This window comes from Bradymonas sediminis (genome assembly GCF_003258315.1).
In the GTDB taxonomy this organism is placed as follows: domain Bacteria; phylum Myxococcota_A; class Bradymonadia; order Bradymonadales; family Bradymonadaceae; genus Bradymonas; species Bradymonas sediminis.
On the sequence record NZ_CP030032.1, the window covers coordinates 1,468,549 to 1,484,263 of the forward strand.

At 61.4% G+C, this 15,715-nt stretch carries 10 protein-coding genes and 1 pseudogene; 7 read left to right on the plus strand and 4 right to left on the minus strand.

What is annotated here, in order from left to right; translation table 11 throughout:
• Positions 1-82: 82 nt before the first annotated feature.
• Together DN745_RS05470 and DN745_RS05475 are read left to right on the plus strand one after the other, a co-directional pair.
• Positions 83-1,567, plus strand: coding sequence for a methyl-accepting chemotaxis protein (locus DN745_RS05470; protein WP_111332834.1), 1,485 nt, complete (start codon positions 83-85; stop codon positions 1,565-1,567).
• 123 nt (positions 1,568-1,690) lie between these two features.
• Positions 1,691-2,056, plus strand: coding sequence for a response regulator (locus DN745_RS05475; protein ID WP_111332836.1), 366 nt, complete (start codon positions 1,691-1,693; stop codon positions 2,054-2,056).
• An 88-nt stretch (positions 2,057-2,144) separates the two neighbouring features.
• On the opposite strand, the gene DN745_RS05480 is transcribed toward DN745_RS05475, so the two are convergent.
• A complete protein-coding gene (locus tag DN745_RS05480) occupies positions 2,145-3,584 on the minus strand; it encodes a protein kinase domain-containing protein (protein ID WP_111332838.1) in 1,440 nt (479 codons plus the stop codon).
• A 491-nt stretch (positions 3,585-4,075) separates the two neighbouring features.
• Between DN745_RS05480 and DN745_RS20105 the strand changes: the two genes are divergently transcribed.
• Both DN745_RS20105 and DN745_RS20110 read left to right on the plus strand, forming a co-directional pair.
• Complete coding sequence (locus DN745_RS20105) at positions 4,076-5,362, plus strand: thrombospondin type 3 repeat-containing protein (protein WP_204355093.1); 1,287 nt, start codon at positions 4,076-4,078, stop codon at positions 5,360-5,362.
• 123 nt (positions 5,363-5,485) lie between these two features.
• On the plus strand, positions 5,486-6,913 hold the full coding sequence (locus DN745_RS20110; protein ID WP_162687478.1) for a S1 family peptidase: 1,428 nt from the start codon (positions 5,486-5,488) through the stop codon (positions 6,911-6,913).
• A gap of 69 nt (positions 6,914-6,982) precedes the next feature.
• On the opposite strand, the gene DN745_RS05495 is transcribed toward DN745_RS20110, so the two are convergent.
• The 3 genes from DN745_RS05495 to DN745_RS05505 form a co-directional block, all read right to left on the minus strand.
• A complete protein-coding gene (locus DN745_RS05495) occupies positions 6,983-10,069 on the minus strand; it encodes an efflux RND transporter permease subunit (RefSeq protein WP_111332842.1) in 3,087 nt (1,028 codons plus the stop codon).
• Complete coding sequence (locus tag DN745_RS05500; protein WP_162687479.1) at positions 10,066-11,157, minus strand: efflux RND transporter periplasmic adaptor subunit; 1,092 nt, start codon at positions 11,155-11,157, stop codon at positions 10,066-10,068. Before DN745_RS05500 ends, DN745_RS05495 begins: the two co-directional genes overlap by 4 nt.
• A 107-nt stretch (positions 11,158-11,264) precedes the next feature.
• Positions 11,265-11,852 (minus strand): TetR/AcrR family transcriptional regulator, encoded by a 588-nt coding sequence (locus tag DN745_RS05505; protein ID WP_111332845.1) that lies wholly within the window; start codon positions 11,850-11,852, stop codon positions 11,265-11,267.
• 223 nt (positions 11,853-12,075) lie between these two features.
• On the opposite strand from DN745_RS05505, the gene prfB reads away from it, so the two are divergent.
• The 3 genes and pseudogenes from prfB to DN745_RS05520 form a co-directional block, all read left to right on the plus strand.
• A protein-coding gene (prfB, locus tag DN745_RS05510; protein WP_162687480.1) for a peptide chain release factor 2 occupies positions 12,076-13,207 on the plus strand; the annotation gives its coding sequence in 2 pieces (ribosomal slippage) (positions 12,076-12,144 and positions 12,146-13,207; 1,131 coding nt in all).
• A gap of 16 nt (positions 13,208-13,223) precedes the next feature.
• Positions 13,224-14,801 (plus strand): ABC transporter permease, encoded by a 1,578-nt coding sequence (locus DN745_RS05515; protein WP_111332847.1) that lies wholly within the window; start codon positions 13,224-13,226, stop codon positions 14,799-14,801.
• A pseudogene (locus tag DN745_RS05520) lies at positions 14,794-15,501 on the plus strand (ABC transporter ATP-binding protein); the annotation flags it as partial. The gene DN745_RS05515 and the pseudogene DN745_RS05520, both read left to right, overlap by 8 nt.
• Positions 15,502-15,715 lie beyond the last annotated feature (214 nt).

Here is a 15,715-nt window from a genome sequence, read left to right on the forward strand (position 1 = left end):
CGGCGTTGTTTGGGTTTGGATGCATGGGAGCTTTGAGTGAATCCCTCATGCGGGTTCATTTCGTATAAAAGAGAAGTAGATTATGAATAATGCAAACAAGATCGCAGCAGCGGTGCTCGTTTTAGGTCTATTATCCGTCGGTATGCAGGTGCTCGATGGGCAATATATTCAGGCCGGGCTGATTTTCTTGGTTATGATCGGCGTGATCGTGGTGGTCCATCGCATGCTCGCTCCTTATCTGGAGGTCTGCGAGTCGGTGGAGCGCCTGGCGGCCGGCGACCTTTCGCAGCCCCGATTGACCGTCGCCTGGACCGGCGAGGCCGGGCGCCTTGCGACCGCGTTTAATCAACTGCTCACCCAGCTTCGCATGCTCAGCGAGGAGGCGACCGAATTGGCCAACGGGTTCATCGGCGTCCAATCCCTCCAAGATAAAGTGCTTGAGACCGGCCAATTATCGGCGGTCGACCTTCCCACCAGCTCCAGTCAGGGCGACCTCAACCGCAGCTTCGCCCAATTGACCAACCAGCTGCGCCGCCTCACCGTCAAGGCCCATATCATCGCCAACGACCAGCTCAATAACCCGGCGCTCGACGAGGAATTGCCCGGCGAGTTGGGGGACGCGTTCGGGTTGATGATTCGCAACCTGCGCAACCTCACCAGCCGGGCCAATGAGATCGCCCGGGGCGACCTGACCAGCTCGGTCGAGGGCGACGGCGACCTGACAAATGCGTTTAATTCGATGGTCACCGGGTTGCGTCAATTGGTCGAAGAGATCATGCGCAGCGCCTTGCAGGTCGCATCTTCGACCGAGGAGATGCTTCAGGTGATGCGCCAACACGAGGCGTCGGCACATGAGCAAGCCGACCGAATTGGGCGCGCCCAGCGCACCGTGGAGGAGTTGCTTATCTCGGCCGACTCGATCGCGGTCAGCGCCCACGACGTCTTCCAGGCGGCCGAGGATACCCGCGACCAGAACCAGCATATTGGGCTTCGCATCGGGGAGTTGAATCAATTCAGCGCGCGTATCTCCGAGATTCTAAAGCTTATCAAGAGCATCGCCGACCGCTCCGACCTGCTCGCCCTCAACGCGAGCCTGGAGGGCGCGCGCACTGGCGAAGCGGGCAAGGGATTCTCACTTGTCGCCAACGAAATGCGCCGGCTGGCCGAGAATACCAAAGAGTCGGTCGGCAGCATTAAGTTGCTGGTCGATGATATTCAGGGCTCGACCCGCGCCACCGCTACGGCCTGTCACGAGGGCCTAACCCGCTCAGAGGACACGACCGAAGCCGCGCTTAATATTAAGGTGGTCACGCGCGAGCAGCGCGAGAATACTGATCTGGTCAACCAGGCGATGGAGGACCTGGCCGGCCTGGTCAATCACAGCGTGTCGGGAATCCGCCAGGTCAGCGTGGCAGCGTCCGAATTGGCGGCGCTTTCGGAGTCCCTGCGCGAGCTGGTCGACCGCTTCGATGTTGGTGACCACGCCCAGAGCCAGATGATGAGCCCGGTTGACCTGCGCCCGCCATCGCAATTGCGCCGTACCATCCCCTCGATGCACTCCAGATAGATCCGTTTTTCTCCTTCGAGTTTTGCCGCCTCGGCCCGATACTTCGCAAGCCTTCGTTTGCAAACCCGGGGTTTTGCTGTAGGAAACCTTCGCTACTTTTGTACTTTCACGGAACGAGTTGTCATGAATAAGATTCTGCTGGTTGAAGATAATGAGATGAACCGGGATATGCTCGCGCGCCGTCTGCAACGACGCGGCTACGAGGTCCTCGTGGCGCTCGATGGTCAGCAGGCGGTCGATATGAGCCGCAGCGAGTCCTTCGATATTATCTTGATGGATTTGAGTCTTCCGGTGATGGACGGCTGGGAAGCCACCCGCCAGATCAAGGCGCATGGGCCGACCAGCGAAATTCCGATCATCGCGTTGACCGCGCACGCCCTGGAGACCGACCGCACGCGCGCGTTGGAGACGGGTTGTGACGCCTTTGAGACTAAGCCGGTTGATATCGGGAGCCTGCTCTCGACGATCAAAGGCCTGCTGGGTCAATAACGCCCCGCATCGAAGGTCTGCTGAAAAAGGGCAGCGTCTGCTGCCCTCGTCTTACCCCCCATATCAAAATTTCGTTAAATGCTGGTGCTCAGGAATTTGCTGAGCGCTCAAGCAGCGGCATAATCGCGTCGGCGTATTCGATGAATTCGGAGAGGCTGTCGAAGCGATCTTCGGGATCTTTGGCGAGCATTTTTGCCAGGATTTCGTCGATGAGATCCAGGCGGGAGTCGGGGTTGCCTGGGCCGCCGAGACGCGGGATTGGCGCGCTCAGGTGCATCCGCAGGACCTCCACCGTATTGCTCGCCAGATAGGGCGGCTCGCCCTTTACAAGGTGGTAGAGGGTCGCGCCCAGGGCGTAGATATCGGTGCGATGGTCGACCGACAGGTCGTCGCGGATTTGCTCGGGCGCGCTATAGAGCGGCGTGCCCGCGTATTGCCCCTTCACGTGGGCGTAGTCCAGGATTTCGGCGATGCCGAAGTCCAGGATATGGGCAAAATACCCGCGCACCGGCAACTTCTCGACCATGATATTTTCGGGTTTGACGTCGCAGTGCACCACGCCCAATTGGTGCGCCTCGTGCAGGCCCTGGGCGACCTGACGGGTGATGTCGAGCGCCTTGATGGCGGCGAGCTTTCCGATACGCCCCAGGATCTTCTCCAGGCTGTGGCCGTGAACATAGTCCAGGATCAGGGCGAAGGCATCCGGCGGGACTTCGACCACGTCGTTTATCTTGACGACGTGCGGGTTGGACAGCTTCGAGATGACCTCCACCTCGCGGCGCGTGCGCTCGCGAATATCCTGGGCGATGACCCCTTCGGCCAGATTGTTCAGGTGGACGACCTTGGCTGCGTATTCGCGGTTGAGGTCCAGGTCACGCGCCTTATACACGCTGGCCGCGGAGCCCTTATTGATAAACCGGCTCAGAAAATAGCGCCCGCCGATGATGGAGCCGAGCAGGGGGAACTCGCTATTGGCGACCTCGTCCCAGCCCGAAACGGGGCGCTCGACCCGGCATCCCGTGCAGCTTAAGTCGTCCTGAAGCAGGCTCGACTTGCAGTGAGCGCAGTAGAAGCGGTGGGAGCGCTGCCGGGTGGTCTCGGAGCCGGATAGCCGGGAGAACCCGCCGGTGCGCGAGATGCGCGCGCGCTGCTGGATGTTGAGGTGGGTCTCCAGGCGGGCCAGCAGCACGTCAAACTCCATGCCCTTAATCACATAATCATTGGCGCCCAACTTCAGGGTTTGCACGACCGTCGCGCTGTCGCTCTTGGCGGTCTGCATGATCACGGGCAGGTCGGTGAGGGCCTGCTTGCTGCGGATCTCAGTGAGCACCTCGACCCCGCTCATGCGCGGCATCACGATATCGAGCAGAATCAGGTCATAGTGATTCTCGGCGATCATCTCCAGAGCGTGGGCCCCGTCGATCGCGACCGACACCTCGAAGCCTTTGGCTTCGAGGCGCTGGGAGAGTACCTCTCGGTTCATCTCGCTGTCGTCGACGACGAGGATATGGCCTTTTGAGTCGCTCATGGCTTCAAGTCTTTGGGGTCCTGCGCGTGGGGATGAAAGGGTGAAACTTGTTCCGAGATATCATCGTCGGTACTTTAGCATAGCCGCATCTAATAAGAGAACCCGAGGAACTCAAGGGTGCGCGTGAGTCAAATTCTCTCAATGCCCGGTGATTCGCTCGAAAATATGCGCCTTTGGCAGCGCGCTTTTGAGGTGTTAAAAGCCTAACGGGAATGATTCTTGCTTATGATTTGCTTAGTGCAGGAACCTCGCTGGAGCCGCATTTCATTAGACTTTCCCTCGGTCGCACCGCGACGATTCGCTGCATTTTCCAAATACTTTGAGAGTATGAACGAGCGATTCGACGCTCGTATATAAATTTTTAGGAGTAAACCTCGATGCGCAAACCTAGTTCTTCCTGGATATACGCACCCCTTCTTGTTGGATTGCTTGGGGTCGGTATTGGCTGCGGTGACGCTGACCTGGATAGCCCAATCGTTGACGAAGAGCCCATGCCGCTGGCCCGCGCGCAGCAGGGCATTAAAGGGGGGCAATTTCATACCGAAAAAGGCCCCTCGCTGGGTTTCGCGATCAACACCGGCCGGGGGGTGTCGATCTGCAGCGGGACGTTGATTGCGCCGAACCTCATCCTGACGGCGCGCCACTGCGTGGCCGAGGTCTCCAGCGAATATGTCATCTGCGGGGAGTCCGGGTTCGGGGCGACCTATCGGCCGAGTAATCTGTATATATCGACCAGCCCCAAATTATTCGACGGCGATGCCCAATTTGTCTACGCTGAGAAGGTCTATGTGCCCTTCGACGGCGACGACATGTGCGGCTATGACATCGCTCTTATCCAACTGCGAGAGAATATGCCGGCCGAAAGGGCGACGCCGGCCGAGCCGCGCCTCGATATTCCGGTGGCCCGCGGCGAGGTCTATACCGCGATTGGCTACGGCCACTCGGGGGTGGGCATCAATGACTCGGGCATCCGGCGGGTATTGGAGGGCTCCGAGGTGAAGTGCGATGGCGCCGAATGCGTCGGCTTTACCTCCTCGGTCACCGAGACGGAGTGGTACGGTGACCGCGGCACCTGCCAGGGAGACTCCGGCGGTGGCGCATTTGATAGTGAAGGGCGGGTGCTTGGCGCGCTTTCGCGCGGCGCTCAAGGCTGCGCCTCGTCGGTCTATTCCGGGGTAACGGGCTGGGCTGACTGGATTCGCGTGCGCGCGGTGCATGCCGCGAAAGCGGGCGAATATGACGCGCCGGAGTGGGCCGACTCGGACGGCGACGGCGTCCATAACGGCATCGATAATTGCCCGGACGTCGCGAACCCCGAACAACTCGACAGTGACGAGGACGGCGTGGGCGATGCGTGCGACGACGACCTCGACGGCGACGGTGTTTCCAACGAGGAGGATAATTGTCCTTTCGTGTCGAACCCTGACCAGCTAGACACCCTTGGGAAGGGCGTGGGCGACGCCTGCGATGACGACGGCGACGGTATCGCCAATTCGGTCGATAATTGCCCGGCGGTCGCAAACCCGGACCAAAAAGACACCGATGGCGACGGCTTCGGCGACGCCTGCGACAGCGATATTGACGAGGATGGCGTCCCCAACGGCGAGGATAATTGTCCCTATATCGCCAACCCCGAACAAGATAATGTTTGTGAAGACGAGAGCTTTTGGGGGTGCTCGGCGACCGCGGACGCGCCGCCGCTGACCTGGCTCTTCCACGGGCTCGGGCTGATGGCCTGGCTCGGCTTTGGGCGGCTCAAGCGCCGTCGCGAAGATTGATTCGCGATGACCCGGCGCCCGGCGGTTTGTTCGGGCGACGGCGCCAGGCTTTTAGTGCGAGTCGTTTTTTGCGATTCTAAAGCAGCGATAGATGAAGTGTTTTTCTTTGAGGAGCTTAAACAGATGCAAAGTATTCATAAGTCCTGGTTCTATGGGACGCTGATGGTCGGATTGCTCGGAGCAGGTTTTGGTTGCGGTGACGCTGAGCTTTCCCAGCCGGATGGCGTGCAAACGCTCGCCCGCGCCCAGCAGGAGATTCAGGGCGGCGAATACCATACCGCCAAGGGCGCTTCGGTGGGCTTTGGGATTCAGACCTCCCGTGGGATGTCGATTTGCAGTGGCACCCTTATCGCGCCGAACCTGGTGCTCACCGCGCGCCATTGCGTCGCCCAGGTCAGCGGCGCCTATGTGATCTGCGGGCAGTCTGAGTTTGGCCCTGTTTACGGGCCCGAGAAGCTCTTCATTTCGACGAGCCCCAACCTGACCACGCAACAGGCCGGTTTCCGAGCTGCGGAGAAGATCTTCGTGCCTGAGGACGGTGCGGATATGTGTGGCTATGATATCGCGCTGGTGCAGCTCAAACAGAATATCAGCGCGGCCGACGCCACCCCGGCCGAACCTCGCCTGGACATCCCGGTAGAGCGTCAGGAGGGGTATACCGCGATTGGATACGGGCATATTGGCGATGGCTCGGGCTCCGGCGTACGGCGAAGCCTCGACGCACGTAAAGCGCTTTGCAGCGGCGCGGATTGTAACTTGTACCGCTACGGCGCTGCCACGAGTAGCGAATGGATCGGCGATGATGGCGTCTGTCAGGGGGACTCCGGCGGCGGCGCGTTTGACAGCCAGGGGCGCGTGCTGGGCGCGCTCTCGCGCGGCGGTGAGGGGTGCAGCGACTCGGTCTATTCCGGCGTCACCGAGTGGTCCGCCTGGATTCGCGGGCACGCGATGGAGGCAGCGGCGGCCGGCGGATATGACGTGCCGGAATGGGTCGACTCCGACGGTGATGGCTTCCATAACGACGAGGATAATTGCCCCGACGTGGCCAACCCCGACCAGCTCGACGGCGACGAAGATGGCATCGGCGACGCTTGCGATGATGACTTCGACAACGATGGCATTCTAAACGAAGTCGACAATTGCCCCGACGTGGCAAACCCGGATCAGAGCGATATCGACGGGGACGGCGTCGGCGATGCCTGCGACGACGACATCGACGGCGATGAGATTCTCAACGCCGAAGACAATTGCCCCGCGGTGGCGAATCCAGACCAAAAAGACACCGATGGCGATGGCGTCGGCGATGCGTGCGACGACGATATTGACGGCGACGGGGTTCCCAACGCCGAGGATAATTGCCCGGCGGTCTCCAACGCTGACCAGGCCGACGAGGATGGCAACGGCATCGGCAACGCCTGCGACGACGGCTATGACGCCGGCGGTTGCTCGGTGAGTGGCGGCGCGTCGCCCGTCTCCGGGCTCTTCCACGGCTTCGGCCTTCTGGCGTTGCTCGGCCTGGGGCGCATCAAGCGCCGCGCGAATAAGGGCTGATGGATTTTTGCTGATATAATAGAGCCCCGCGTCTTCTCGAAGGCGCGGGGCTTTTTTGTGTTGGAGCGCCTAGCTTCGCAGGCGAGTCAGTCTCTGGGCGAGGCCGTCAAAGAGGCTATAGAGCACCGGAATGACGATGATCGTGAGCACCGTCGAGGTCGCGAAACCGCCGATCACCGCGATGGCCAGCGGGGAGAATCGCTCCGCCCCCAGGGACCACTCCGCTGCCAGCGGGAACATCCCGACGATGGTCGAGAAGGCGGTCATCATAATCGGGCGAAAGCGCAGGGCGACCGCGTTACGGATCGCTGCATTAAGCTCGAGATCGCGAGCGCGCTCCTGCTCTATAAATGAGAGCAATAGAATCGCGCTATTGATGACGGTGCCGACGATGAGGATCAGCCCGATCATCACCGGCATCGACATCGGCTTGCCCGCCAAGAAGAGGGCCGCGGCGATCCCTGCCAGGCTCAGCGGCACCGACATAAGCACCGTGAAGGGGTGCAAAAATGAGCGAAATTGCGCCACCAGCAGTAGATAAACCCCCATCAGTCCAATCGCCAGGGCAAGTCCAATCTCCGACTTTGCCTCGCCGAGGTCGTCTTTCTCGCCGCTGAGCGCCACGCGATAGCCGCTGGGCACCGGCATGTCGGCCAGCGCGTGCTCGACGTCGGCCAGCACGAAGGAGAGGGCGCGTCCCTCCACAAAGGCGCTGACCTCAAGGTCTGGCGTCAGGTGTTGTCGGGTGACAAGCCCTTGGCCGATGACGTCGCGCACGGTCGCGATTTCGGCCAGCGGCACCGGGTTCGGCGAGGAAGGGCTAAAGAGCGGGAATCGCAGCAGATCCTCGGGGGTGCGACGGTCATCTGGTCGATAGGATACTTTCACCGGTATCGGCGTGCCGGGCGCGCCATAATAGTCGCCGGCCGGCACGCCGTTGCTGCCCGCGAGCAGGGTTTGCCCAACCATCATCGGCGAGATGCCCAATTCGAGGGCCTTTAATTCGTCGACCTCGATGCGCCCCTGGCGTTGGTCGAGGCGCCAATTTCGCATCGGTGAGACCACGGAGTCGACCCCGGAGATGCGCTTCAGGACGCGCTCTCCGTAGAGGTCCAATACCAGCGGGTCTTCGCCGCTGATGCGCACGATGATGGGCGCCGATGTGGTCGCCTTGGCGGTGTTCCCGAGCTCGCGCACCGTCGCGGCGCGTATTCCTGGGATGCGCGCCAGGCCCTCGCGCACCCGCGCCTCAATCTGCCAGACACTCTCGTCGCGCTGGTTTCGATCGCTGAGCGTCACGGTGATAAAGCCCTGCGTCGGCCCTTGCACGCCGAAGGAGGAGAACGAGCGCATCCCCTGCTCAAAGCCCACCTGGGATTGAATGAGCTTCACCTCCCGCTCGGCGGCGAGCAGCTTCTCGACTTCCATGACGACTCGCTCGGTTTGGCGCAACGAGGAACCGGTGGACGTCTCAAGCGAGACGAAGAAGCTGCCGCTGTCCATCTGCGGCAGGACGCTCATACCCAGTGAGCGAATCCCCAGGACGCCGCCGCCCACCATCCCAAGGGCGAGCACGATTATGGCGGGGCGAAAGCGCAGGCTGACCTTTAGGATGAACAGATAGAAAAGCTTCAACTTCTCCATCAGGAACGCAAAAGGCGTCGAGACGATATAGGCGACGCGGTCGATGCGCCCGCCGCTTCCGGCATAGATCGAGAAGAGCGGCACCAGGATCAGCGCGACCGCGATCGACGAAATAAAGGTCAGCAAAAGGGTGAGCGCGAGCGGGCCGAAGGTCTTGCCGACGAAGCCCGATAAGAAGAGCAGGGGCACCAGCACCGCGATATTGGTGGTCGTGCCGCCGAGCACCGCCCCGCGGATCTCGTCGGCGCCCGCGATGGCGGCCTCGCGCGGGCTAAGCCCCTCGTCCTCGCGGCGGCGCGTGATATTTTCGAGCACCACGACCGAGTTGTCGATGACGATGCCGACCGCCAGGATGATCGCCGACAGGGTGACCAGGTTGAGCTCGATGCCCAGGACCTTCATCAGCGCGAAGGTCATGCCGAAGGCCAGGGGCATCGTGAGCGCGACCAGGAGCGAGGTGCGCCACTGGCGCAAAAAGAAGAACATCAAGATGGCGGTGAAGATGATCGCCTGCCAGATATTTCCGATGAGGTTGTCGACCGAGGTCTGGGCAAAGCTTGCGCTCTCTTCACCTTCGATAAACTCAACCCCTTCATAAAACCCCTCCAACTGCGCGATGCTCGCCTGCGCGCGCCGGACGACGTCCACGGTATTTGCCTCGGTGGTCTTAAAGACCTGCATGGCGATGACCTGTCTGCCGTTGAGCCGGAAGCGCGAGTCGTCTTCGGCGGCGGCGTTTCGGATGGTGGCCAGGTCGCCGAGCAAAATATGCGAGCCGCCGGGCGTGGCGATGGGGATGCGCGCCAGGTCCGCGATGGAGTCGGCGCGGGTGTCGACCCGAAAGATCGTCTGGGTCGACTCGCTGCGAATCATGCCGGCCGGGCTCATCGCGTTTGAGGCGCGAAGGCTCTCGACCACCCGCGCCAGCGGGACGCGCGCGGCTTCGAGTTTTCGGCGATCGAGCTCAACTTCGACGGTCGGCTTGCTCCCGCCGAAGACATCGACTGCCGCGACGCCGGGGACGCGCTGCAGGCGCGCCGCGATGGTGTCTTCGGCGAGCTTTCGGGCGCGCGTGAGGTCATCGGCGGCCACGCCAAAGGTGATGATGGGGCGGTCGGCGGTCGAGAATTTGAGGACCTGCGGCTCGCGAATCCCCGGGGGGAGGTCGCCGCGAATACGCGCGATGGCGTTCTGGGTGTCGACCGCGGCGAGGTCCGGGTCCCGGTCATAGACGAACTCGACCGACACCATCGAGAGGTTGTCCTGAGACGAGGATTTAACCTTCACGACACCCTCAAGCGCCGCAAATTCTTCTTCGAGTCGGCGGCTAAGGTCCTCTGCGATATCTTCGGCCGCAGCGCCCGGGTAGGCGGTGATCACATTGACCAGGGGAGGGGCGGTATCGGGGAAGAGTTGGACGGGAAGCTGTTTATAGGCGATGAGCCCAAAGATGGCGACGGCGAGGGTAAGTGCCCAGATTGTATGGTGATTTTTGATGATCCATCGAGTCATGGCAGCACCTCATCGCCGGCAACTGAGTCGAGCGACTGTGAGTCGACGGCGAAAACGCGCGCGCCGTCTTTAAGCATATCGAGGTTGCTCACGGCGACCTTGGCATCTGCGGCGATATCCGCGCTCACCTGGACCCAGCCGTCTTCTCGAATGCCCGGCTCGACGGCGACCTCGCGGGCGCTGCCGGCGTCGACGACGAAGACGGCGCTTTTTGCGCCGAATTCCCAGAGCGCGTTTTCGGGGATCGCCAGCGTGTTCATTTGCTCCTCGAGCACAAAATCGACGCGGGCCGCCATGCCCGATTGAAGGCTGCTTGGAGCGTCTTCTGGCAGGTGAATGCGGACCTCGGTGGTGCGCCCAGGGCCCATCGCCAGGGGGGCGACCGCGCTGACGGATAGGTCCAGGAGTTTGGGGCCAAATTGCACGCGCACCGGCGTGCCCGGCTGGATCTTCAGGGCGCGGTCGGTTTGTGCCACCGGGACCCGAATCTCGGTTGCGTCGCCGCCAAAGAGCAATAGCGGCATGCCCGGCATGATATTTTGCCCCGGCTCGGCCAATCGCTGCAGGACTCGCCCGCTCATCGGCGCGTTCTCGCGGGTCTTCTGGTTGCCGACGCGCGCCTCACGTGCGCTCGCGCGCGCAGCATCGAGCGCGGCGGTCGCGGTGTCGCAGGCGCTGCGGCTCATATCGACCTTGCTCTTTGGGATGGCGTCGTCGTCGCCAAGGCTTTGGTCGCGCTCATAGGTGGTACAGCGCAAGTCGCGCTCGGCGCCCACGCGGCGCACTTCGGCGTCGACGCGCGCGATTTTTGCGCTCATTTCGTCGGCAGCGACGATCGCGACGGGTTTCCCCTGGGCGACCTTACTTCCCTCGTCGGCGAGCCACTGCAGTGTGCCGGGAATCCTCGCGAGGATCTTTACCTCGCGTTGGGCGTGCACGGTGCCGATATAGCTGAGCGCATGGCGAAGGTCGCGGCGCAACACAGGGGCGACGCGAATCGCGAGCGGTGGCGTTTGGGCGGTCGGCTGCGGCGCGGCGTCTTCGGTGCTGCACCCCAGATGTGGAAGGGCGAGAAGGGCGCCGAGCAAGAGAATCCGGCTGATCGCGGCGCGCAAGCTGACTTGTAAGCAAGTGTTTGCTTGCAAGGTCTTTGGTCGCGAGCGTTGACTTAATTGCATGCGCATTCGCATTCGATTTACCCCTTTAATAATTGCAGAAGCGTCTTCCAGGTTCGGTTCGCGACGTCTTTGACCGGCGCGTCGAGGGCCTCGTCTTTGGCCGCCAAGAGAATGCTCAAGACCATACCGTTGATCAAAATGACGCCACTCTCGACGTCAGTGTCAGCCGGCAAGTCGCCGTGATCGACCGCCTCCTGGAGGCTGGAGCGCAGAAACTCGCGCCCGCGATTGCGCAGGCTTGAGATGCGTCGCTGGCCCATATCGCCGGCTGCGTGGGCGATCTGGTCGGAGAGCAGCAGCGATAGAAGCGCCGGGTTCGACGCGACGGTCGCCACCCGGCTGGTCAAGAACGCCTCGATGCGCTCGAGCGGTTCGCCCCTGGGCAAAAAGGCGGTGGCCACGAGCATCTCTTCGATGCGGTCGATGACTAGGGCCAGAATCTCGCGCTTGTTTTTGAAGTGGCGAAAGATCGTGCCGTCCTTGATGCCGACCTCTTCGGCGATCTGGGCGGTCGTGAATTTTCGCAACCCCTTCTCGCCGATGATCTTGATGGCCGCGTTGGCGATCTCATGGCGTCTTTCTTCGCTGCTTTTTCGTTTCGTCATCAGGATGCCTTCCGCTAAGCGAGTGAGTGCTTGCTTGTTTAGTATGACGCGTGGACGCGTGCTGTCAAATAGGCTGGCGGCGCAGGAGCGCGCGGATTGACACTCGATACAACGGCGCGTTAGATCGGCCGGCCTCGCAGCTTCTCTGCGCGACGGCAGACCATCTGCAATCAGCGCGTCCTCCAAATCGATGGGGCGGCGCACCCCGAAACTCGAGAATAATATGAGCAACGAATTGAGATCGAAATGCGACGAGTTGGACGCTCGTTTAGCAGAACTCCGGAGGTATCTTTGACTTGCCTCAAAAGCAGGCACGTCTGGAGGAATTAGACGCCATCAGCCAGGACCCGTCGTTCTGGGATGACTCGGACCGCGCGCAGGAGTTAATGCGCGAGCGCGGCGATATTGACTCATTGCTGGGGTCGATGAAGGCCCAGCAAGCCAATATCGACGACGCGCGCGTCTTTATCGAGATGTCCGATGAGCTGGGCGGTGACCCCGAGGCCCTCGAAGAGGCCGGGGCAAAACTGAACCAGACCGAAGAGGCTGTGTTGACCCTGGAGACGCGCCGGATGCTCGGCGGTGAGCTCGACGGCAATAACGCGATCTTCTCGATCAACGCCGGCGCTGGCGGCACCGAGAGCCAGGATTGGGCCTCCATTCTGATGCGTATGTATATGCGCTATATGGAGAAAAAGGGGTTCTCGGTGCAGATCGTCGACGAGCAATCAGGCGACGAGGCCGGCATCAAGCACGTCGACTTCGTGGTCTCCGGCGAGTTCGCCTATGGGTATCTGAAGGCCGAGGCCGGCGTGCATCGTCTGGTGCGCATCAGCCCCTACGACAGCGCGAGTCGGCGCCACACCAGCTTCGCAGCGGTGTCGGTGGCTCCCGAGATTGACGACGATATCGAGGTCGACCTTAAAGAGTCGGATCTTCGCATCGACACCTACCGCGCATCGGGCGCCGGTGGACAGCACGTTAACCGTACCGATTCGGCCGTGCGTATGACCCATATTCCCACCGGCGTGGTGGTTCAGTGCCAGAACGAGCGTTCGCAGCACAAAAACCGCGCGACCGCCATGAAGATGATGCGCGCTCGCCTCTACGAGCTCGAGCTGCGCGAGCGCGAAGCCGCCGCCGCCGCGCAGCATTCTGTGCAGCAGGATGTCGCCTTCGGCAGCCAGATTCGCAACTATGTTCTGCACCCCTATAAGCAGGTCAAAGACCTGCGTACCGGGCTCACGGTCGGCAACGCCGAGGGCGTGTTGGACGGGGATCTTGACCCGTTCGTCGAGGCGTATCTGCTCATGCAGGGCGGAATGGACGATAACGACGAAGCCGACAGCAACTAGGCCGGGATGACTCATCATGCGCTATGAACATTTCATCGGCCTTCGCTATTTGATGGCCAAAAAACGCACCCAGGTCGTGTCGATCATTACGTTGATCTCGATCTGCGGTGTGACGCTGGGCGTGACGGCGATGATCGTCGTGCTCAGCGTGATGGGTGGCTTCAAAAAAGATCTTAAAGATAAGATCTTGGGCACCAAAGCGCATGCGGTCGTCACGCCCGCCGAGGGCGTCGACCTGCTCGACCCGGACGCAATTGCCGAGAGAATCCGCGCCATCGATGGTGTGACCGGGGCCGAGCCTTTTGTGCAATCCGACGTGATGGTCTCAAGCTCCACCAACCTCAGCGGGGTTGTGTTGCGCGGGATTCATCCCAAAAATATCGACGCGGTCAGCGACCTGCGCGCCGATATGGTTGAAGGAGAGCTTGAATATCTGCTGGACCCCAAGCCGCTTCTCGATTCGCTGGCCACGGAGCGAGACAAGCGCATCGACGAGATTCTCAAGCGCGTCAACGGCGGGCGAGATGAGCTCAACGACGCGAAAAAAGCGCTGGAACAGGAACGCAAGGGCGTCGACCCGGTCGAGAACCTCATCGATGAGCTCGAGGAGGAGGGCGGCTTGGACGCAGACGACGCCGAGATGGCCGGCGAGGATATCATGCCGCCCATCTTTGGTGATGCCCCCGAAGATCCGTTCTCGGACTCGGAGGGTTCCGAGGATTCGATGATGCCGTCGATCTTTGGCGACCCCGCCGAGGAAGCGGGCGACAGCGGCTCCGGGCGCACGGACGCCTCGGGCTACGGCGAAATCCCAGGGCTTTTGATCGGCCCCGAATTGGCCAAGAGCCTGCAGGCGGAGCTCGGCACCGAGCTCAACGTCGTCACGCCCGACGGCGGCATTGGCCCCACCGGCTCGATGCCGCGCAGCCGCCCGTTCCGCGTGGTCGGCATCTTCAAGACCGGCATGTACGAATACGACTCGAACTCGGCCTATACCGCGTTCGGCGACGCCCAGGCCTTTCTAAACCGCGCCGGCGCCTCGGGCATCGAGGTCAAGACCATCGACTCCGAGAAGGCCGTGGCGATCGCCGACGTGATTCAGGCGCGCCTGGGGCCGACGGTCGAAGTCCTGGATTGGAAGGAGATGAACTCCAGCCTCTTCTTTGCCCTGGAGCTCGAGAAGATCGGCATGTTTGTGGCGCTGCTTTTCATCATCCTGGTCGCCAGCTTCAGCATCGTCGCGATGCTCATCATGATCGTCATCGAGAAGGGCCGCGACATCGCGATTCTGAAATCAATGGGCGTCCCCGACAGCGGAATCCGCCGGATTTTCATCGTCCAGGGGCTGGTCATCGGCGCAGTCGGTACCGGCGTGGGGCTGCTCATCGGGCTGGCCATCTGCTGGTATTTGAAAGTCTACGGCGTGCCGCTGAACTCGGAAGTCTATTATATCTCCAAATTACCGGTCGAGATTAACCCGACCGAAATTCTGGCGGTGGTCCTGGCCACGCTTGGCATCAGCGGCGCCGCCACCATCTATCCGGCTTATCTGGCCTCTAAACTCAAACCGGTCGACGGATTACGTTATGACTGACGGCACTGACACACTTCTGCAAGCCGCGCCCCAGGGCGAACCGCTTATCGAGATGCGCCAGTTGAGCAAGCGCTATTCGCTGCGCGGCAAGACGCTCACGGTGCTCGAGAAGATGGACTTTAACGTCTTCGGCGGCGACCGCATCGCGATCATGGGGGCCAGCGGGGCGGGTAAAAGTACGCTATTGCAGGTGATTGGTACCCTCGACGAGCCCACCTCCGGCGAGATTGTCTTCGACGGCCAGCAGCTCTTCTCGAAGACGTCGCGTCAGCTGGCGGCGTTTCGAAACCACGAGGTCGGCTTCGTCTTCCAATTCCATCACCTCCTGCCGGAGTTCACGGCGCTGGAGAATGTGATGCTCCCGGGGATGATCGCGCGCCAGAATCGAGAGAAGGTGCGCGCGCGCGCCGAGGAGCTCCTGGCGCAGGTCGGGCTGGCCGAGCGCATGCAGCACCAGCCCGGCGAGTTGTCGGGCGGGGAGCAGCAGCGCGTGGCGATCGCGCGCGCGCTCTTCATGAAACCGCGGCTGCTGTTGGCCGACGAGCCGACGGGAAACCTTGACCTGAAGACCGGGGCTGGGATACACGCAGTGCTGCGGGAGCTTAATGAGGAGACTGGGGTCACCGTGATCATCGCGACCCACGACCCTCGGCTCGCCCAAGAGATGCCGATTCAGCTCAAGCTTGAAAAGGGTCGCTTGTGGGCCATTGAGCCCGGCGACGACCGGGTCCGTGGACGCCTGGCGGATGAATTGATTGATACTGCGCCCTGAATCCGTGTTTAATATCGGATTTTTATGGCCATGAGCGCTGTTGAAATAGGCGCTGATAAATTATCGAATCGTATATGCTGAATGGATGATATAATTGTGCGTGCCGCGCACATAAGGAAACACGTGAGTGTCGCTTTTCGCG